This window comes from Pedobacter sp. SAFR-022, from assembly GCF_051965375.1.
Classification (GTDB): Bacteria; Bacteroidota; Bacteroidia; order Sphingobacteriales; family Sphingobacteriaceae; genus Pedobacter.
The window spans coordinates 1-18,150 of sequence record NZ_JBQCME010000011.1 but is presented as its reverse complement, the minus strand read 5'-3'; the positions used below and the strand labels follow the sequence as shown (position 1 = coordinate 18,150).

At 39.9% G+C, this 18,150-nt stretch carries 23 protein-coding genes and 1 riboswitch; of the genes, 12 read left to right on the top strand and 11 right to left on the bottom strand.

Going from position 1 to position 18,150, the window contains the following annotated elements; translation table 11 throughout:
• The first annotated feature begins 67 nt into the window (after positions 1-67).
• A complete protein-coding gene (locus tag ACTHQF_RS17115; RefSeq protein ID WP_262890793.1) occupies positions 68-664 on the top strand; it encodes a DUF305 domain-containing protein in 597 nt (198 codons plus the stop codon).
• A gap of 3 nt (positions 665-667) precedes the next feature.
• Positions 668-2,059: a beta-propeller fold lactonase family protein gene (locus tag ACTHQF_RS17110; protein WP_188627956.1), complete on the top strand. Its 1,392-nt coding sequence runs from the start codon at positions 668-670 to the stop codon at positions 2,057-2,059.
• Positions 2,060-2,065: 6 nt separating this feature from the next.
• Here ACTHQF_RS17110 and ACTHQF_RS17105 read toward each other — a convergent pair whose 3' ends face one another.
• The 5 genes from ACTHQF_RS17105 to ACTHQF_RS17085 all read right to left on the bottom strand — a co-directional run bounded on the left by ACTHQF_RS17105 (position 2,066) and on the right by ACTHQF_RS17085 (position 6,433).
• Positions 2,066-3,061: a YeiH family protein gene (locus ACTHQF_RS17105; RefSeq protein WP_373284105.1), complete on the bottom strand. Its 996-nt coding sequence runs from the start codon at positions 3,059-3,061 to the stop codon at positions 2,066-2,068.
• A gap of 107 nt (positions 3,062-3,168) precedes the next feature.
• Positions 3,169-3,918, bottom strand: coding sequence for a substrate-binding domain-containing protein (locus ACTHQF_RS17100; protein ID WP_188627957.1), 750 nt, complete (start codon positions 3,916-3,918; stop codon positions 3,169-3,171).
• An 11-nt stretch (positions 3,919-3,929) separates the two neighbouring features.
• On the bottom strand, positions 3,930-4,850 hold the full coding sequence (locus ACTHQF_RS17095; protein ID WP_188627958.1) for a molybdate ABC transporter substrate-binding protein: 921 nt from the start codon (positions 4,848-4,850) through the stop codon (positions 3,930-3,932).
• Positions 4,851-4,869: 19 nt separating this feature from the next.
• Positions 4,870-5,325, bottom strand: a complete 456-nt coding sequence (locus ACTHQF_RS17090; RefSeq protein WP_188627959.1) for a DsrE family protein — start codon at positions 5,323-5,325, stop codon at positions 4,870-4,872.
• Between the two features lie 19 nt (positions 5,326-5,344).
• Positions 5,345-6,433: a c-type cytochrome gene (locus ACTHQF_RS17085; RefSeq protein WP_188627960.1), complete on the bottom strand. Its 1,089-nt coding sequence runs from the start codon at positions 6,431-6,433 to the stop codon at positions 5,345-5,347.
• A gap of 99 nt (positions 6,434-6,532) precedes the next feature.
• On the opposite strand from ACTHQF_RS17085, the gene ACTHQF_RS17080 reads away from it, so the two are divergent.
• From ACTHQF_RS17080 to ACTHQF_RS17070, 3 genes are read left to right on the top strand one after another with little or no spacing between them, the layout of a single operon-like run.
• Positions 6,533-7,477 carry a LysR substrate-binding domain-containing protein gene (locus ACTHQF_RS17080; RefSeq protein ID WP_440432129.1) on the top strand — a complete coding sequence of 315 codons (945 nt, stop codon included), beginning with the start codon at positions 6,533-6,535 and terminating at the stop codon, positions 7,475-7,477.
• Complete coding sequence (locus ACTHQF_RS17075) at positions 7,470-7,976, top strand: hypothetical protein (RefSeq protein WP_188627962.1); 507 nt, start codon at positions 7,470-7,472, stop codon at positions 7,974-7,976. The genes ACTHQF_RS17080 and ACTHQF_RS17075 overlap by 8 nt, the downstream gene beginning before the upstream one ends.
• A gap of 40 nt (positions 7,977-8,016) precedes the next feature.
• Entirely contained in the window at positions 8,017-8,406 is a 390-nt protein-coding gene (locus ACTHQF_RS17070; protein WP_008245456.1) for a YidH family protein, read from the top strand.
• A gap of 160 nt (positions 8,407-8,566) precedes the next feature.
• Here ACTHQF_RS17070 and ACTHQF_RS17065 read toward each other — a convergent pair whose 3' ends face one another.
• Genes ACTHQF_RS17065 through ACTHQF_RS17050 form a run of 4 tightly spaced genes read right to left on the bottom strand, consistent with a single transcriptional unit; the run spans position 8,567 to position 12,190 of the window.
• Positions 8,567-9,859 carry a voltage-gated chloride channel family protein gene (locus ACTHQF_RS17065; protein ID WP_055910878.1) on the bottom strand — a complete coding sequence of 431 codons (1,293 nt, stop codon included), beginning with the start codon at positions 9,857-9,859 and terminating at the stop codon, positions 8,567-8,569.
• 18 nt (positions 9,860-9,877) lie between these two features.
• On the bottom strand, positions 9,878-11,158 hold the full coding sequence (gene eno, locus ACTHQF_RS17060) for a phosphopyruvate hydratase (RefSeq protein ID WP_008245454.1): 1,281 nt from the start codon (positions 11,156-11,158) through the stop codon (positions 9,878-9,880).
• Between the two features lie 58 nt (positions 11,159-11,216).
• Positions 11,217-11,597: an EamA family transporter gene (locus ACTHQF_RS17055; protein WP_308420601.1), complete on the bottom strand. Its 381-nt coding sequence runs from the start codon at positions 11,595-11,597 to the stop codon at positions 11,217-11,219.
• Between the two features lie 38 nt (positions 11,598-11,635).
• Complete coding sequence (locus tag ACTHQF_RS17050; protein WP_188627963.1) at positions 11,636-12,190, bottom strand: hypothetical protein; 555 nt, start codon at positions 12,188-12,190, stop codon at positions 11,636-11,638.
• Between the two features lie 42 nt (positions 12,191-12,232).
• Positions 12,233-12,301: riboswitch (Fluoride riboswitch) on the bottom strand.
• 227 nt (positions 12,302-12,528) lie between these two features.
• Here ACTHQF_RS17050 and ACTHQF_RS17045 point away from each other — a divergent pair.
• On the top strand, positions 12,529-12,867 hold the full coding sequence (locus ACTHQF_RS17045; RefSeq protein ID WP_008245450.1) for a four-helix bundle copper-binding protein: 339 nt from the start codon (positions 12,529-12,531) through the stop codon (positions 12,865-12,867).
• A gap of 331 nt (positions 12,868-13,198) precedes the next feature.
• Here the strand turns inward: ACTHQF_RS17045 and ACTHQF_RS17040 are convergent, their stop codons facing one another.
• Together ACTHQF_RS17040 and ACTHQF_RS17035 are read right to left on the bottom strand one after the other, a co-directional pair.
• Positions 13,199-13,741 carry a hypothetical protein gene (locus ACTHQF_RS17040; RefSeq protein ID WP_188627968.1) on the bottom strand — a complete coding sequence of 181 codons (543 nt, stop codon included), beginning with the start codon at positions 13,739-13,741 and terminating at the stop codon, positions 13,199-13,201.
• Between the two features lie 52 nt (positions 13,742-13,793).
• A complete protein-coding gene (locus tag ACTHQF_RS17035) occupies positions 13,794-14,372 on the bottom strand; it encodes a recombinase family protein (RefSeq protein WP_188627967.1) in 579 nt (192 codons plus the stop codon).
• 257 nt (positions 14,373-14,629) lie between these two features.
• Between ACTHQF_RS17035 and ACTHQF_RS17030 the strand changes: the two genes are divergently transcribed.
• The 6 genes from ACTHQF_RS17030 to ACTHQF_RS17005 all read left to right on the top strand — a co-directional run.
• On the top strand, positions 14,630-14,959 hold the full coding sequence (locus ACTHQF_RS17030) for an ArsR/SmtB family transcription factor (RefSeq protein ID WP_188627971.1): 330 nt from the start codon (positions 14,630-14,632) through the stop codon (positions 14,957-14,959).
• Between the two features lie 51 nt (positions 14,960-15,010).
• The gene (locus ACTHQF_RS17025) at positions 15,011-15,481 is read left to right on the top strand and encodes a DUF6428 family protein (RefSeq protein WP_188627972.1); all 471 of its coding nucleotides are present in this window, start codon (positions 15,011-15,013) and stop codon (positions 15,479-15,481) included.
• Positions 15,482-15,491: 10 nt separating this feature from the next.
• Positions 15,492-15,977, top strand: coding sequence for an N-acetyltransferase family protein (locus ACTHQF_RS17020; RefSeq protein WP_440432124.1), 486 nt, complete (start codon positions 15,492-15,494; stop codon positions 15,975-15,977).
• 6 nt (positions 15,978-15,983) lie between these two features.
• Positions 15,984-16,409, top strand: coding sequence for an arsenate reductase ArsC (locus tag ACTHQF_RS17015; RefSeq protein WP_188627974.1), 426 nt, complete (start codon positions 15,984-15,986; stop codon positions 16,407-16,409).
• Entirely contained in the window at positions 16,409-17,494 is a 1,086-nt protein-coding gene (arsB, locus tag ACTHQF_RS17010; RefSeq protein WP_440432122.1) for an ACR3 family arsenite efflux transporter, read from the top strand. The genes ACTHQF_RS17015 and arsB overlap by 1 nt, the downstream gene beginning before the upstream one ends.
• The coding region (locus tag ACTHQF_RS17005) for a metallophosphoesterase family protein (RefSeq protein ID WP_440432121.1) at positions 17,494-18,150 on the top strand (657 nt) is incomplete at its 3' end. The genes arsB and ACTHQF_RS17005, both read left to right, overlap by 1 nt.

Here is an 18,150-nt window from a genome sequence, read left to right as displayed (position 1 = left end):
TTGCGGTTATCGCATAAGGCTTGTCTGGCATAAACAGTTTATCACATTTAATATTCTACATCAAACCATGATCAGATTCACGTCTATACTTTTACTATTTGCTAGTTTCTCTGCACGAGCACAACATGAACACATGCAAATGGCAACTAAAAAAAATGTCTTCCTTGGGCAAATGGACCATATGATGATGAAGATGGATGAAATATCAGCTACCACATCTGCAGACAGAGATTTCATACAAATGATGATCCCACATCACCAGGGAGCTATTGATATGGCAGAAGAAGAGATTAAGGCCGGAAAAAATAAAGAAATGATTCAGCTAGCTAAAAGTATCAAAGCTGAGCAACAAACTCAGATTCAGCAAATGCAACTCCTGCTTAGCCATCCTGAAGGATTTATCGCTACAGGCAACCAACATCAAAACGCTAACCAGAAGATGATGAAAGTGATGATGGAGCAAATGCCTGAAGAAAAACAATTGTCGGATACTGATCTGTCCTTTGCAAAAATAATGCTTCCTCACCATCAGGCTGCCATCGACATGGCTAAAGTTGAGTTGCGGTATGGAAAAAATAAAAATGTAAAAAGACTGGCCGAGAATATTATCTCAGATGAACAGATAGAAATCCAACAAATGAAGACATTTACAACCTCCCATTAACATATGAAAAAGATATCCTTGTTTACGATATTTATATCCAGTTTTGCCCTACAATCAAAAGCACAATCAATCTATGCCCAAGACAGGGTTTATACAGGCAATCAGATATCTAATACGGTTTCTGTCTTAGATCCCTCAACACAAACTTTATTAGGAAATATTGTTCTTGGTAAACCCCAACCTGATATCTTAAGTCCTCTATATAAGGGACAGGCCCTGGTTCATGGCCTGGGTTATTCCCCTAAAAAGCAATTACTAGCAGCGGTTTCCATTGGATCAAATTCAGTAACCTTTATTTCAACAGCAAAAAATAAAGTATTAAAAACTGTTTATATCGGACGTTCACCGCATGAGGCAACCTTTAACCCTTCAGGATCACAGGCATGGATATCGGTAAGAGGAGAATCGTATATCAGCGTAATCGATGCAAATAAACTGATTGAAATCAAACAAATTCCAGTAGCCGACGGCCCGGGAATGGTTGCTTTTACTCCAGATGGAAAATGGGCTTATATTTGTTCCAGCTTTACTGCAGAAGTGGATGTAGTGAATTCAACTTCCTATGCTATTGTAAAGCGTATTCCAGTAGTTAGTCCATTTTCTCCAAATATATTCTGTAGTCCTGACGGGAAATGGATTGCATTGACACATAAGGATGTAGGGAAGATCACTGTCATCAGCACGGAGACAAATACTATACATACAGTACTAAATACAGGTCCAATTACCAACCATGTCACTTTTACTTTAGTTAATAATTCACCTGTGATGCTGGCAACCATTGGCGGAGAAAACAGCTTAAAAGTATTTAGTGTTTCACAAGATTTCAAGCTTACTGATAGCATTGCGACAGGATCATTGCCACATGGCGTCTGGACTTCAGCAGATGGTAAATTTGCATATGTCGGATTGGAAAATGATGACCAGGTACAAGTGGTTGATCTGGTAAAAATGGCCGTTGTAAAAACCATTGCTATTGGACAATGTCCGCAAGCATTGTTGTACGCTGCTAATGCCAGCCCTGCAAATGCCTCAAAAGAAAATTTAACCCCGCTTAATCTTGCAGACAAAAGTCAGGTGATTAAATTGATGAATAAGGATAATTCAATGTCATCAGGCATGCTAAACGTAAGAAGCGTAGGCTTGACTGATCTTGTCGTACAGGACTTTAAAAAACTCGAGCCAAATACTTCGTATACTTTAGCGTTAACCAACTCCTCAAATGATACGTTTAACGCTGATTATGTCATCAATTCTTTTAAGACCGATGAAAAAGGAGCTTTTAGCGGTCAATCCTCGGGGATTATTAAGAGTGTAGGAACAAGTGGCGCCGATTATAAACATGTGATTCTTATTGATGATCTTTCAAAAAAGCTGGTGATGATCAGTAACTAATGTAATTTAAACCAAAGATATTACTGCCCACAATGCAGCACTTGAAATTACTATCCATAAAATTACGCCTTGTAACAGTGGCATTACCCCCACTGCTTTCAAGATAGTAAATGAGAGTCCGCTTCCTATCAGGAACAATGTTAAAGTTAAGCCTACTTTTGCTAATGCTACAAAGTAGGGCGCAAAAGGCTTAATAAAGGGTAAGTAGGTGTTGGCGATCATTGCCAGGATAAATAGCCCTATAAAATAGGGTATACTAACTTTGCTATTGTTGCTTTTGAACAGGAAAGATGTACCAAACGCTACAGGAACAATCCATAGTGCTCTGGCTAACTTAACAGTTGTGGCTATCTGTAGTGCTTGTTCACCATATTTACTGGCTGCCCCAACAACAGAACTGGTATCGTGGATAGCAATGGCACACCACATACCAAATTGTGACTGTGACAAGTTAAGCGCATGTCCGATAGCAGGGAAAAGAAATAAGGCCACCGAGTTGAGTATAAAAACAGTACCCATTGCAACGGAGATCTGTTTTTCTTCTGCGTTCATTACAGGCGACAATGCAGCAATAGCACTTCCACCACAGATCGCCGTTCCAGCTGATATCAAAAAAGATGTTTTACGTTCTATTTTAAATACTTTTCCCAGGATAAAACCAATGATAAGTACTCCGAAAATAGAGACTACAGTAAACATTACGCCTTCTTTTCCTGCTTTCATTGCACTGAATACATTCATTCCAAATCCTAGCCCGACAACAGAAATTTTTAGCAGCAGGTTTGTAGCCTTGTGATTTAAATGCAGATAGGGATGTTCCATTAGTTGCGCCAATACTAATCCTAACAATAAGGCTAAAGGAGGCGACATAAATGGAAAGAGGCACAGCAAAACTGCCAGGGTGAAGATAATTTTACGGGTGTATAAATTTAAGTTTAGCAGGTTACTCGCTTTTATTTTAGAAGAATTTGAATTGTCTTTGATTTGTGTTATGGTTTTCATTGTCTTTGTTTTCTGATTCAAAGATCCATAACTAAAAAACCCGGATCAAATTACTAAAACTTATCTTCCATAACTTCATGTTATAGAAGATAAGTTTTAGACATTATTTATTCCCAACCCCATTTTTTGAAAATGAGATGTCCTTTATCGGATTGCATAAACTTGATAAAACGCTCAGTTTCCGACTTATGCGTACCAGTGCTACTCTTCACTACAGGTGTACCTCTATAGACTGTTTGTGTAACAGGAATCTTAACCATTGAGGTGAGGTCTGGTAAACGGTTATGCCAGGAGCCAAATGTTATCCAGGCATCATATTGAGGATCATTTTTCCAGGCAGCAATACCCAATGCCGAATTTGCAAATGTACCTGCTATACGCTGCTGTATGTTTGCAATCAGATCTTGTCGACCTGCTAAATCTTCCCAAAGCCCCATTTGCCCAGCCCCATTCACATCAAGAATTTTCACACCTGGTTTACAGAGATCGCCCAGATTTTTGATGTTTTTAGGATTGCCGGGCCGTACCAGGATCGCTGCAGCACGTTTATATAACTCTGTCCGAGAGTTCGCCACTATCATGTTTGGGTGGTCAGACATGAATTTTGAAAGCATGTATTCTGCGCCTCCAAAGAACAAATCTGCATGTTTCATTGCATCCGGCATCCATTCATTATCTGGCCCGGCAGTGACTTTAATTACGATATCATGCTGCTTTCCAAAAACCTTCGCACATTCATTAATCGGTCCGAGCGGCCCACCGGGACCATAGACATATAAAGTATCATTTGGAATTTGTGCATTCCCAATGGTCACTACAGCAACGACTGACAATATGGTTAAAAATATATTTTTCATTGTGTTTATGTTTAAGGTAAATCAAAACCAAACTTTTTGTAGATGGCAGCAGCCTGCGGACTGATCAAAAAATCCATAAAATCTTTTGCAGCGGCCGGATGTGGCGCATCTTTTAACTGTCCGGCTATATATTGCGCATGGATATTCTCTTTTTCAGGAATTTCAATGAGCTCAACAGGATGGCCAATCATTTTCTGATAGTAGGCCTCAGTATACCATACTGGAGCGGCGTCACTTTCGTTGTATAGTATCCTCATTGGTGATTGGCGATGATGGATCATGGTAAGATAAGTAGTCTTATCTTTAACTTTATCTTCCATGATGGTAGATTTTAATGTTTCTCCTCCAGCTTTCACATAGGCTTCTTCAATACGTTTACCGATCCCTTCATTCTCTGGATTTGGCATACTGATCCTCAGCTCTTTATTTGCTAAATCTTTGAGTGACTTCAATGCCTTCGGATTTCCTTTTTGGACCATGATTGCCAACCTGTTTCTAGCATATAAAGTCGTTTTGCTAAACCATTCAGGGGTCATGTCTATCCGGTTCTTACCAGCTGTATAAACATCCGGCTTTAAGGTAATTCTCATGTTGCCCACCACAATGCTACCGGTTTTTATTTGTTGGGCTAAAATGCCTGGGGGAAGCGTTTCGGCAAATACCCGCAGATACTGTGGATATGACTTTTTAAAGGCTGCAATTAATTCGTCAATGCACATAAACTGGTTACCGGCAAAGAAAACCACCAGTTGGGGATCATTAATGTCTCCAAAAAGATCAGGCACATTGTCTACTCCAGGTACTGTGAACTGAACTTTACTTTCAGGTGGAGTATTCCAGGGCGGATCAAAGCGATGATCCTGGGCCTTAACATTTCCACAAAGCAATAAAAATGCAACTGTGGCTAAAAAGGTGTGATTTATATATTTCATGATTTTTTAATTATTTGGTTTAAGGATGTACAACTGCCCATCCCTGATATTGACGGATGATGATTTCACCATTGCCGCTGGGCACATAACTGATAAAATCAAATAAGGTATTTTTTTCGATCTTCCTTTCTCTGACGGTATTTTCACATTGTGCAAGAATTACTCCTCTGGACTGCAGTTCTAATAATGTTTTTTCAAAAGATCCGTTCTTCTGGTAAACAGCTACGCCATCTCCAAAGGCAATAAGTTCTGCATTGATTTTCCCTTTTAACCTGGGATCGTCGAGTGCATTTTTTAGGTTTCGAAGTGTTCCTGCAATCTTTTTTTCATCACCGTTATTGATTACATACAGTGCCTTATAATTTTTCAGGGTGGCTTTTGCACCTGTAAAATTAGCAGGTGTAGTTTGGGCAAAAGTGGCCGAGGTTGCTGTGATCAGCAAAAATAGTGTACAGATTAAGGTTATTTTTTTCATGATTTTAGATTTTGACAATTTATTTAGTTGTTAATTTTACTTGTTTTTCGGAGTTTACAATTGGTGCAAATGGACCATATTTATGTTGATTTTCAGAAAAGTTGTCGGCATATGGTCCGTATGGCGCATCAAAAGGTTTTTTTAACAAATCAGGGTAATCTTTTCTTTGATCTTTATGTGGTCTTGGCTGTGAGTTCACAAAAGCAGCTAGATCCCAGGCCTCCTCATCACTTAACTGCACATCTCCATATCTGGCACCATATGGCATATTGTTCTTTACGAACCCCGCAAAGTTACTGAGTCTATACATCCCTGCGCCATCATTGTAGCTGTGTTTGCCCCATAATGGCGGATAAACATAAGTTAGTTTGTCTTCTTCGAGTATTCCCTCACCAGTTGCACCATGACAACTTTGACATTTACTGGTATATAAAATCGCTCCATGTTTGACATTCGCTGCCCTATCCAGGTATTTTAATTTTTCGGTTCCCGTTCCAAACACTTTCTCCCCTTTTTTTACACCTGTTCCAAGCCATTTCATATAAGCCAGCATTGCCTGTATCTCTTTACCAGATTCGTCTGGTACTTTGCCTGCAAGACTTCGATTGAAGCACTCTGCAATACGTGCCGATGCAGGTTCAACCTTTCCTGATCTGCCACTCATTTTAGGAAAACTGGAAATAAAACCAGCATAATTATTTCCGAACAGTTTGGTTCCACCGTCGAGGTGACAATTCTGACAATTCATACCATTTGTAATACGGGCTATGGATCCATTTGGCCCAAAATATTTGCTCGTATGTGCTATTAATTCTTTGCCATACCTGATCATCTGGCCGTACTTGGTATCCGCCGGAATCGTATTTTCATCAGGCGCTTTCCAGGCATCAGCAGGTACAACCTGGCTTTTGACGTTAACAGCAGCTATACCGGTTTCCACATCCTGTTTGGTTTTTGCTGTCAATTCTACATCTGGCTGCCCATTAAAAAATAAAGTGCAGATGAAAATGGTTCCACAAGCAACAAATAGAAACGCAATGATAGCCGTTGTCCTGGCTGTATATATAAGTGCTTGTTTGATTTCTTTTTCTGTTGATTCCTTATTCATAATCAATGTTTTTCTGTTACAAATGTGCATTTAGTCTACACATCAGAAAAAGCATAAAAAGTTATTGATGATAACATAAGGTTATGATGTCAGTACCTGTTGAAACAAATTGTTTTTATTTTAGCTTATCTACTAAAACTGTGTATGATAGATTTCCGTTTGCAAGTATTTTATGCTGTCGCTAAAAGGCTGAATTTTACAAAGGCTTCGGCAGAGTTATTTATCAGTCAGCCTGCTGTAACCAAACACATTAAAGAATTAGAGCAGGAGTTCAAAATGTCATTATTTGAACGCAGTGGAAACAAAAAAATCAGCCTCACCCCAGCCGGCGAATTATTGGTGCATTACGCAGAACAGATTTTTGGAACCTACCGGGAACTGGAATATGATATGAATCTACTTACTAAACAGCATAAAGGAATATTAAGGATTGGTGCCAGCAGTACTGTGGCACAATATATCATTCCACCTGTATTGGCACAGTTTCACAATAAGTTTAAGGATATACAAATTCAACTGGTTACCGGAAACACAGAAGATGTAGAGCAGCGTTTGATTGCTAGGGAAATAGATTTTGGAATCATTGAAGGCATCTCCCGGAACCCACAGATTAAATACGAACAATATCTAAAAGACGAGCTGGTGCTGGTGTGTTCTGGTCACAATTATGCCATGAAAAAGGAAATGATCAAACCGAATGAGTTGAAGGATTATGATTTATTACTTCGTGAACCTGGTTCTGGTACACTAGATGTTATTGCATATGCTTTAAAAGCACACCAGATAAAGGTGGGGGACTTAAATATAGAAATGCAGTTAGGTAGTACCGAAAGCATTAAATCCTATCTGATTCACAGCAAATGCCTGGCTTTTTTATCTATCCACTCCATATTGAAAGAGCTCAAGAATAATGAATGCCGCATCATAGATATCAAGGATATGGTTATCGAAAGGCCGTTTCATTTCATTCAGCTTCATGGTCAGCAGGACGCTCTGGCGGAACTATTTATGCGCTTCGCTAAAAGCTACAACTATAATGTATAGTGTTACCGAAATTTCGAGGCAATATCAGCCAGCTAAAGTGCTGCTGCTCTTTGTTTCTGAAGCTCCTGGAGGTGGCGATAAACATTTTTACCTGGGAAATACTAATCTGTTTCGAACAATTTATCTTGCATTTAGTGAGGTATTTGGCGATTTTAAATCTGTAGAAGATTTTTTGCAGTTCTTTAAAGGCACTGGATGCTTTTTGGAACATCTAACTTGTACACCTATTGATAAATCGTCAGTTAAAATCAGAAAGAACCAGAGGCAGGGGGGAATAGAGCAATTAGCTCATAAAATCAGAACATATCAACCCCGATTAATCATGATCCTAATGAAAAGCATTGAACAAGAGGTTAAAGAATCTATTGACCTATCAGGCTTATCGTTTATCGAAGAAATTGCAGTTACCTGCTATCCTGCCGGCACTGAATCAAACAGGCTTACTTGCATCCGGGATACCAGGGTTATCATCTCCAAACTGGCATCGATATTGACATAGCATGCAAATATATTGCTGTAATATACCGATACAGAACAAGATGAAAATTCAAGATCAGGAAAACACCAAACAGCATGCAGGAGACCATTTGGCTAATGAAAGAACATTTTTGGCCTGGATCAGAACCAGTATTGGTATCATGGGATTTGGCTTCGTGGTGATGAAATTCTCGCTATTTATCAAGCAGATCAGTGCCGCACTGGGGAGTAAAGTGCCCCTGCACCAAACCGGAGATTCCCGCATTATCGGGATTTTTCTAGTTGCCCTGGGAGCAATTACTATCATTTGTTCTTACTTAAGATATAATTCAACGAAAGAACAATTGAATCAGGGGGTGTATTACCATTCAACACTTTTTGTTAAAGTTTTAACCGCTTTAGTTTTCATAGCTAGTATACTTTTACTGCTCTACCTTATTAAAACAACATAGGCAGTTAAATCATCTGTACTTGATGCTTTAGAAAAGAGAGGAAGGAAAGCGGTCGATATAGCGTTGTTTTTTGATATAAATTGCTGATTGCATTGGTCAAGGATCTTATAAAAATTTCACCTCTTTATGATAATCCACAGGAACAGGATAAGTCAATATTTTATGTTCCCGTAAATATTTTGGGTACCGCAATACGCTGTGAAGAATATATACCTGAATGGCCACTGAAAAAATAGGCTGTAAAACAGGCTACCGCAAAAAACATGGTGTATTCACTACCAAAAAGTTCTATACCCATAATCGTACAGGCAAGGGGTGTATTCGTTGCACCAGCAAAAACAGCAATAAATCCAAGGGCAGCAAACAAACTAACTGGAGCATTTAATAAGGTCGAAAGTGCATTGCCTAATGTTGCGCCAATATAAAACAAAGGCGTTACCTCACCACCTTTAAATCCAGTTCCTAATGTTAAAGTTGTGTAAATGGTCTTCCATAACCAGCTCCAAGTATCTGCTCCGCCAGGCTGAAAAGCAGAGGGAATTGTAACGGCTCCTTGGTATTCGCTATCCACGCCCAAACTTAAGTAATCCGGTTTCCCGATGGCGTAAGTCAAGCCTATAATAATCAGACCACCGATAACAGGAATAAGCCACTGGATCTTACATACTTTAGAAAAAAAGGCCTTGATCTCATGCACCATTACAGCAAACAGGTAGCTGGCCAGACCAAACAATGTGGATGCTAGAATAACCTTACTAAGCAGGAGTAGGTTTACCGGCAGGTATTCAGATAGAAAGTAGGCACTTTTCTCTATGAGATCGATGTGATAAGCGGTATGATGGATGCCCCAGGCAGAGACAGTAAGATCACCAAGCACGCTGGCAATTAATGCGGGAAGTAAAGCCTTGTACTCTATTCTTCCAATGGCCAGAACTTCCATTGCAAATATGGCACCGGTGAGCGGTGTTCCGAACACCGCCCCAAACCCGGCTGCAATTCCCGCGGTAAGGAGCATCTTGGTGTCTACCTCATTTAGCTTAAACCAGCGGCTAAACATTCCTGCGATGCTTCCTCCGATTTGTACCGCGGTTCCCTCTCTTCCAGCCGATCCGCCAAACAAATGGGTAATCACTGTAGTTATTAAGATTACTGGCGCCATCTGCCTGGGCACTCCACCACCCGGCCTATGGATTTCATCCATGATCAGGTTATTTCCTTTTTCTGAGGACCTACCAACTGACTGATAAATCAGGTGGATCACAATACCTGCTAAAGGTAGCAGAAAAATGAGCCAGGTATGCTGAAAGCGAAAGTGAATGGCCCAGCCTAGCAGCCAAAGGAACAAGGCAACCATACTTCCTATTGCAATGGCAACAGGAAGTATAAGCAGCGTCCATCGAACCGCATATTTAAAAACCGAAAGGTGTTCAAATAAAAATTTATTATGTTTCATTGTAGGTTAGCGGCTGATTTATAATTTTTTATAAAAAGTATTGATTCCTGCAAATGATGCCCTATCACCAAGTTCTTCTTCTATCCGAAGCAACTGGTTAAATTTAGATACCCTTTCAGAGCGGCAGCCACTTCCTGTTTTGATGTGCCCCGCACCGGTAGCGACAACCAGATCCGCAATTGTCGTGTCTTCAGTTTCACCACTGCGGTGAGAAATAAAGCAATTGTAACCGTTTTTTTGGGCTAGTTCTACGGCCTTTAGCGTTTCGGAAACTGTACCGATCTGGTTCAATTTAATCAGTACGCTGTTTGCAATGCCCTGGTCGATTCCCTGCTGGATAATACTCGGGTTGGTGCAGAATATATCATCTCCAACCAATTCCACTTTGTCTCCCAAAAGGCTGGTCAGCTTTTTCCATCCCTCCCAATCGTTTTCGCCCAACCCGTCTTCCAACAGGATAATTGGGTACTCTTTTAACCATCCTTCCCAAAAGCCAATCATTTCATCTGTTGTGATCCGTTCTTTAGAACTTTTATAAAATTCATATTTTCCATTATTCCACATTTCGCTGGTCGCTGGGTCAAGACAAAGGGAAATATCCTTGCCTGGAGCAAAACCGGCAATATGTATCGCTTCCATGATGATTTGGACGGCTTCCTCATTAGAACTCAGATTTGGCGCAAACCCACCTTCGTCACCAACTCCGGTATAATAGCCTTTCGCTTTTAGCAGACTTCTCAGGGAATGAAAAACAGCTTCGCCCATACGGATACTTTCCTTAAACGAGGGGGCGTTATGAGGGGCAATCATAAATTCCTGAAAATCGATGTTGTTATCAGAATGCCTTCCCCCATTAATGACATTCATGCACGGTACGGGCATTACGTAACCTTCCCTTTCCACTAGCTGCCTATACAAGGGAATCCCTTTTGCAACGGCCGAAGCCCGGGCGAAGGCGATTGAGGCCGCAAGCATCGCATTTGCGCCGAGCCTTGATTTATTCTCGGTTCCATCCAGACCAATTATATGATCATCGAAGGCCTGCTGACCCTCAAAGGATAAGCCGGTGACTGATTTGCCGACTTCGACGTTAATCCCTTTTACTGCTTTTTCCACGCCTTTACCATTATAGCGCTCTGGATCACCATCTCTAAGCTCTACGGCTTCTTTTTCACCCGTACTTGCCCCGGATGGAGAAATACCCCTTGCTGTTGTTCCGTTAAGAGTGACTTCTACTTCTACTGTCGGATTGCCCCTGGAATCCAAAATTTCACGGGCATGAATTTTAGTTAATTTCATAGTTTTTTGTTTTATATTGATTTTTAGTATTTCGGTTGCTTACAAATAATTGAGTTTCTCAAAAGATCAAAACCAGTGTTCCCCCAATGATCAGCAGGGCACCAAAGAATACTTTCAGGGTAAGGGCTTCTTTCAGGAACACCATTGCAAGTATAATAGTTAGGGCAACACTCAACTTATCAACAGGGGCGACCTGGGACACTTTCCCGATCTGCAAAGCCTTGTAGTAGAATATCCAGGACAAGCCGGTGGCAAGGCCAGATAAAAAAAGAAATAGCAGGTTATGCTTTGACAGTTCCGTAATTCCTTTAAGTTCGCCTCTGGCCATTACGATCCCCCAGGCTACAATCAGTATTACCACCGTTCGTATGGCAGTAGCCAAATCAGAATTGACATTGGTTACGCCGACTTTTGCAAAGATGGCCCGTAAGGGAAGCAAAGAAAGCTGATAATAGCGCGTAGATCCACCACATAGTTTTATGTTAATTTTCCGTTATTGAATAATTCCAAAGTAAATGAGTACAAGAACCGTTGCTCCGGCAATGATCCGGTAAATGCCGAACCAGCGGAAAGAATGCTTTTGAAGATAGGTGATGAAAGAGCGGATGGCCATCCATACATCCCACCCGCACCTGCTTTACTTAAATGAATGATCGTAGTTAGATTCGGTTCATGGGAAGGGCGTAGACGCTTAACGGTGTTTTTAATCAGTCCTGAAGCAATCTGATCTGCACTAGCAACTAGTAGCGCAATGGTAATAAGAACCTGCCAATTTTTTTTGCAGAAATTCTGGAAGAGGCAATAAATAATGAAGGCATAAAAAGGAAGCCAAAAACGCTTATCACTGGCCCAGTACATGATCGTATCCCAGAATGCATTATGGTGCTGATTTATCCACAAGAACCATTCAGTTTCAACCGGCAGGACCATTGCTAACACTGACCTCACTTTGGCAGACAGACAAAGTAAGACAAGCGCAATTAAGATAGCTGCCAGCAATAAGAGTTGAGAATTTATTTTTAATTTTTTCACCTACAATACTTTGACCGGCAGATTTTATCACCTGCTGGAATTTCTATTGTAGGCGCCATCAGCTTTTGAAAAAAGCGGTTGAATCGGAAGGACACCATTTCCGTATTGCAAATATAATACTAATAAAATGATGTGCAAAATCTTAAAGTAGGTGTTGAGAATTTAATTTATCACTATTCCTCCTTATTTGAATACGAGAACCAGTTTCTTATTCTTCTACCGTTTAAACAAGCATCATATCACGGGATTAAAGCTTTTCTTAAACAAAATGAAACCGCCTGGAAATAACCATGTTATCTATATAGGAATTTTTTTTATAACCCTAAAAAATTAAAGTTATGGGATACCATGAATGGAAAAACTGTATTGATGCATGCTTAAAGTGTGCTTCAATTTGCAATCATTGTGCAAGTTCATGCACTCAGGAAGAAGACGTGAAAATGATGGCGCGGTGTATTGAGCTTGATATGCAATGTGCAGCCATCTGCTACTCTGCCGCTCAATTGATGAGTATGGGTAGCTCTTTTGCTCAAGACATTTGCCGTATTTGCGCAGATATTTGCCAGCAATGCGGAGATGAGTGTAGTAATCATCATACCCAGCATTGTCAGGAATGTGCAGATGCTTGTAAGGCTTGTGCGGAAGAATGCAGAAGAATGACAGGAGTAGCTGCTTAAGTTGCCAATCACCGTGAGCATTAATTGATTAAGGGCAGCATTCTAGTTGCCCTTTCATTTTTATAAATAGGCAAATTTATTCCATTCATTTTATTTTCATTATTCCCTCGTTTTTTAAGATGGTACTTATTAATAGCCCGTACCAGCGTACGGCAAAAAGAGAGTTCTTCCCTTTGTAGACAATTCTAGCTTGTGACTATTTTTTGCATTCTCCATTATTCCCACCATTTTCATGAAAGGTTTAGATTAGCTATTGAATGTAGTGTTGTTTATGAACAATTCCTAAAAAAGTCAAGCTATGAGTGGTGTCTCTACTCAAACGAGTGTAATGCTAATTAATCGTCGAATAATGATTAACGAATGGTTCAAGGAAAACTACCTGCTTGGATTTGTCTTTTAATTTTAATCTAGGCCATAATGCTGATAAATCACTTAAAAATTCACCTGCATTGTCAATTTCCTGGTCTTCCCATCTTTTAAGCACGATAGGCAATAAAGCTATCTTATTAGTAAATTCATTGTTAAATTTTATGGAATTGAGTGCTTTGGAGAGGTTATAAAGGTTTGAACCTGAATTAATAATTTCTTTTAAATTGCTAGACATGTTTTCATTGAAGTATATAGAGTCAATTTTCCCTTCTGCATTAAACGCAAGGCTAATAGAAAACACATGTGCATGATTTTTCGGACTTTTTAAAAGACGATCAATATCCATATGCTTTCCAAGAGCTTTGATGATTGGAATTCTATAGTCAATTTGCTTGGTTGGAGGAAAGACACTAACCTGTGTTGGGGTCTCAGGAATAATATTCTGACTTTTAACGCGGTTAACGTTACAAGTCAAAATAAGCAGAATAAAGATTATACTTTTCATAATTATAAGATAGGTTCTAGTCCGCGATCTTGTGCATGTTTTTGCGTGAAAATCAATTAACCGTGTCCATTCTCGCATATTTAATGTATCGATAGCAGGTAGCGATGGGTATCTGTAGCCTTTTGGATATTTCCAAAATGGAATATTTCCCCGTATCATGAAGATCCAAAGCAGTCATTGCCAACTGAAGCTTTTCAGGGGATAAGCCTGAAGGACGGCCTCCCTTTTTACCTCTTGCTCTTGCTGCAACGAGCCCCGCTTTAGTACGTTCCCGGATAATTTCCCTTTCAAACTCTGCTAATGAAGCAAAAATATTAAATGTAAATCTACCTGTAGCTGTTGTAGTATCAATGTGATCATATAGGCTAACAAAATTAACTCCTTTTTCATTGAACACAGCAACCAGATCTACCAGGTCACGAAGAGAACGACCAAGACGATCCAATTTCCAAACGACCACCCGATCACCCTTACGAAGAGTCGCCAAAAGATTTTTTAGTTCGGGTCTGTCTGTATTCTTGCCGGATATCTTTTCCTGGTATATTGTCGTGCATCCATAATCTGTCAGCGCATTGAATTGAAGATCTAAATTTTGGTCTGCGGTACTTACTCTTGCGTAGCCTATTTTCATGTTATTTTTATTATCAAAAACTCATTATCAAAAATAGAAAAATCATTTTGATTAATGGAATGGGTTTATGATAATCTGCAAAAAGAGAAAAGATATTTCAGGGTTAATGAGGATAGGTTTGATTTGTTTAAGGGCATCGGTTTATGCTTAAGATAGATTATCGAAAAACGAGGATATAATGAGAATGGTTCATATGGCATAATTAGAAATTACTTGCAGGCTTTAATTTATATATCGTAATATTGCAATACATAGTTATGGGACTTACTAAAACAGAAATATTCAGCACCGAACAAAACCAATTGGCGACGTTATTAAAAGCATTGGCCCACCCTGCCCGTATTGCAATTTTGCAGAGGATTCTTGCTTCTAATACCTGCATCTGTGGCGACCTGGTAGAAGAACTCGGTCTTGCTCAGGCAACTATATCTCAACATTTAAAAGAGCTTAAGAATGCCGGAATTATTCAGGGTACCATTGAAGGGGTCAGTGTATGTTATTGTATCAATCCGGTAACCTGGAAACTAATAGAGACCCAAATGGGCGCATTTTTAGGCGCTTACAAACAAGAAGCTGACTGCTGTTAGTTTTTTTAAAGGCTAAATCAATCGTTAAATTGCAATATTAAATAGACCATTATGAAATTATCAGAAATTAAAGGAATCCTGGCTGAAAGAGAAAGTGTTAATTTTAAATTAGAGAACGGGCAGGTTGTGCCTGAACATTTTCATGTTACCGAAGTTGGTGTGATCACAAAAGACTTTATCGACTGTGGCGGTACTGTACGCCATGAGAAAGTAGCAAATTTCCAGCTTTGGGACGCCAATGACTATGAGCACCGTTTGAAAGCAGGAAAACTTTTAAATATTATTTCCTTGTCAGAGCAGGTTATTGGTATGGAAGATCTGGATATAGAAGTAGAATACCAATCGGAAACCATTGGTAAATATGACTTAGCCTATGATGGAGATAACTTTGTTTTAATCTCTAAAACCACTGCTTGCCTTGCCATGGACAAATGCGGTATTCCAGAAAAAAAAGAAAAACTTGAAATGGTAAACCTGGCAGGCGCTGCAAATACATGCACTCCAGGAGGTGGCTGCTGCTAACTAAAAGAATATGGGTATTAGGAATTTATATCCTTCAGATTGGGAGCAGATTAAATCAATTTATGAAAAGGGCATTGCAACCGGTAATGCTACTTTTCAAACCACGGCCCCGTCCTTTAAGGAATGGGACGATTCACATTTAAAAACCTGTCGCTTTGTTGATGATCATGATGGTGTTGTGCGTGGATGGGCAGCATTAACTCCTGTTTCTTCCAGATGCGTTTATGCCGGGGTTGCAGAAGTGAGTGTGTACGTTGATCCGGCATTCAGTGGAAAAGGTATTGGATCTAATCTACTCCATGAGTTGGTCAAAGCAAGTGAACAGGAAGGCATCTGGACGTTGCAAGCTGGAATTTTTCCAGAAAATGCAGCAAGCTTAAAAATCCATGAAAAAGCTGGTTTCAGGATTCTTGGTGTCAGGGAAAAGATAGGAAAACAACATGGCATTTGGCGGAATACCGTACTATTAGAAAGAAGAAGTCAAACTATAATTTAAAGAAAATTGAAAAATATATTAGTCCTGTGTACAGGAAATAGCTGCAGAAGCCAGCTTGCTGAAGGTTATCTGCGTCATTATGCAGAAGGTAAAGCCAATATCTATAGTGCAGGAATAGAAACCCATGGTGTAAATCCAAAAGCGGTGCAGGTGATGGCAGAAGACCATATTGACATTTCATCCCATACCTCCAACCACGTGGATGAATATCTATCTATTCCCTTCGACGCAGTGATCACCGTATGTGATAATGCAAACGAGGCCTGTCCTTATTTTCCTGGCAAGGTGGAGCGCTTTCATCAGAACTTTCCGGATCCTGCAAAAGCGACTGGAACTGCGGAAGAAGTCATGGACGAATTCAGAAGGGTAAGAGACCTGATCAAAGTTTACTCGGCTGACTTTATCAGCGAACATATAAACCAAAAGATTTAATGAGCGCAAATAATTGTGCCCCTGTGGCCGAAAGAAAAAAACTTGGTTTCCTTGACCGGTATTTAACCTTATGGATATTTATTGCAATGGCTCTCGGGGTGAGCATAGGATATTTCGTGCCTACATCCTCCGGTTTTATCAATTCCTTTTCTAGTGGCACTACAAACATTCCTTTAGCCATTGGACTGATCCTGATGATGTACCCTCCGCTTGCAAAGGTGAGTTATGAAAAAATGGGTGAAGTATTCAAAGACACTAAAGTATTAAGCGTTTCGCTGATATTAAATTGGGTAGTTGGGCCAATACTGATGTTTTTTCTAGCCATTATTTTCTTAAAAGACTATCCGGAATATATGGTGGGACTGATCTTGATTGGCCTTGCCAGATGTATTGCCATGGTGGTAGTCTGGAATGAACTTGCCGAAGGAAACCGGGAATATGCAGCAGGCCTGATTGCATTGAATAGCATTTTCCAGGTATTATTATACAGTGTATTTGCCTATATCTTTATTACGGTATTGCCTCCTTATTTTGGATTGAAAGGCTTGGAGGTTAATATTACGATTAGTGAAATAGCTAAAAGTGTTGCGATTTATTTAGGGTTGCCTTTTGCGCTTGGAATTTTTTCAAGATATGCGCTGATCAGTCTTAAGGGAAAAGAATGGTTTAATAATGTCTTCGTACCTATGATTTCGCCCATTACCCTTATTGCTTTACTTTTCACCATTGTGATCATGTTCAGTTTAAAAGGAGAACTAATTGTAGACATCCCAATGGATGTAGTTAGAATTGCCATTCCACTGGTCATTTATTTTTCCATCATGTTTGTCATGAGTTTTTTTGCCGGACGTTATTTTGGGGCAGATTACTCCAAGAGCGCTTCTATTGCCTTTACCGCGACAGGAAACAATTTTGAACTTGCTATTGCAGTAGCCATCGGCGTATTTGGAATCAATTCAGGTCAGGCATTTGCCGGAGTGATTGGACCTTTAGTAGAAGTTCCTGCACTGATCGCCCTGGTGAACCTTGCTTTTTACTTCAGAAAAAAATACTATCCCTCTAAGACATTGGAAATAATACAATAATGAAAATTGCACTTTTTTCAGATGTACATGCTAATCTACCGGCTTTTAAAGCCATGTTGGAAGACCTGGACAAGCAGGCCCCTGATGCTGTATACTGCCTTGGCGACCTGATAGGTTATAACGTGTGGCCAAATGAAGTCATTGCTGAAATTCGTAGGCGAGGTATTGCTACCCTTGCCGGAAACCATGACTTAAAAGTCGAAAACCTAATTACCACGCCCCAGAGCTTAACCGAGTCAGGTAAAAAGTATGCTTATCACTTAGTTGAACAACATCATCGGGAATACTTGTTAACACTTCCTGCACACATCAGACTGGAATTTAAATCAGATAGCGAAAAACTAAATATCGTAATGGCCCATGGAAGTACCCGGAGCGTAGATGAATATACCTTGTTTGACACCGAGGAGAAACATGTGCTGGAAATGATGGAAGAAGCAAGTGCTGACCTTTTATTTGTTGGACATTCCCATAAACCCTATCACAGGATCATGGAAAGCAATGCCGGTGTTTCTAAGCATGTAATCAATTTAGGCTCGGTTGGAAAACCAAAGGATGGGGACACGCGCGGGTGTTATGTTATGCTAACTATAAATAAAAGCAGTTCTCTTTTAAATCTGGAAAGTATCAAAGTCGAATTTAGAAGAGTCGCTTAT

What these genes read in the sequence shown, in the direction of transcription:
- ACTHQF_RS17030 (WP_188627971.1), top strand. Translation starts at nt 14,630, where the DNA reads ATGGGACTTACTAAAACAGAAATATTCAGCACCGAACAAAACCAATTG.
- ACTHQF_RS17115 (WP_262890793.1), top strand. Translation starts at nt 68, where the DNA reads ATGATCAGATTCACGTCTATACTTTTACTATTTGCTAGTTTCTCTGCA.
- ACTHQF_RS17070 (WP_008245456.1), top strand. Translation starts at nt 8,017, where the DNA reads ATGAAAATTCAAGATCAGGAAAACACCAAACAGCATGCAGGAGACCAT.
- ACTHQF_RS17040 (WP_188627968.1), bottom strand. Translation starts at nt 13,741, where the DNA reads ATGAAAAGTATAATCTTTATTCTGCTTATTTTGACTTGTAACGTTAAC.
- ACTHQF_RS17110 (WP_188627956.1), top strand. Translation starts at nt 668, where the DNA reads ATGAAAAAGATATCCTTGTTTACGATATTTATATCCAGTTTTGCCCTA.
- ACTHQF_RS17045 (WP_008245450.1), top strand. Translation starts at nt 12,529, where the DNA reads ATGGGATACCATGAATGGAAAAACTGTATTGATGCATGCTTAAAGTGT.
- ACTHQF_RS17025 (WP_188627972.1), top strand. Translation starts at nt 15,011, where the DNA reads ATGAAATTATCAGAAATTAAAGGAATCCTGGCTGAAAGAGAAAGTGTT.
- eno (WP_008245454.1), bottom strand. Translation starts at nt 11,158, where the DNA reads ATGAAATTAACTAAAATTCATGCCCGTGAAATTTTGGATTCCAGGGGC.
- ACTHQF_RS17105 (WP_373284105.1), bottom strand. Translation starts at nt 3,061, where the DNA reads ATGAAAACCATAACACAAATCAAAGACAATTCAAATTCTTCTAAAATA.
- ACTHQF_RS17095 (WP_188627958.1), bottom strand. Translation starts at nt 4,850, where the DNA reads ATGAAATATATAAATCACACCTTTTTAGCCACAGTTGCATTTTTATTG.
- ACTHQF_RS17100 (WP_188627957.1), bottom strand. Translation starts at nt 3,918, where the DNA reads ATGAAAAATATATTTTTAACCATATTGTCAGTCGTTGCTGTAGTGACC.
- ACTHQF_RS17075 (WP_188627962.1), top strand. Translation starts at nt 7,470, where the DNA reads ATGTATAGTGTTACCGAAATTTCGAGGCAATATCAGCCAGCTAAAGTG.
- ACTHQF_RS17090 (WP_188627959.1), bottom strand. Translation starts at nt 5,325, where the DNA reads ATGAAAAAAATAACCTTAATCTGTACACTATTTTTGCTGATCACAGCA.
- ACTHQF_RS17020 (WP_440432124.1), top strand. Translation starts at nt 15,492, where the DNA reads ATGGGTATTAGGAATTTATATCCTTCAGATTGGGAGCAGATTAAATCA.
- arsB (WP_440432122.1), top strand. Translation starts at nt 16,409, where the DNA reads ATGAGCGCAAATAATTGTGCCCCTGTGGCCGAAAGAAAAAAACTTGGT.
- ACTHQF_RS17085 (WP_188627960.1), bottom strand. Translation starts at nt 6,433, where the DNA reads ATGAATAAGGAATCAACAGAAAAAGAAATCAAACAAGCACTTATATAT.
- ACTHQF_RS17035 (WP_188627967.1), bottom strand. Translation starts at nt 14,372, where the DNA reads ATGAAAATAGGCTACGCAAGAGTAAGTACCGCAGACCAAAATTTAGAT.
- ACTHQF_RS17065 (WP_055910878.1), bottom strand. Translation starts at nt 9,859, where the DNA reads ATGAAACATAATAAATTTTTATTTGAACACCTTTCGGTTTTTAAATAT.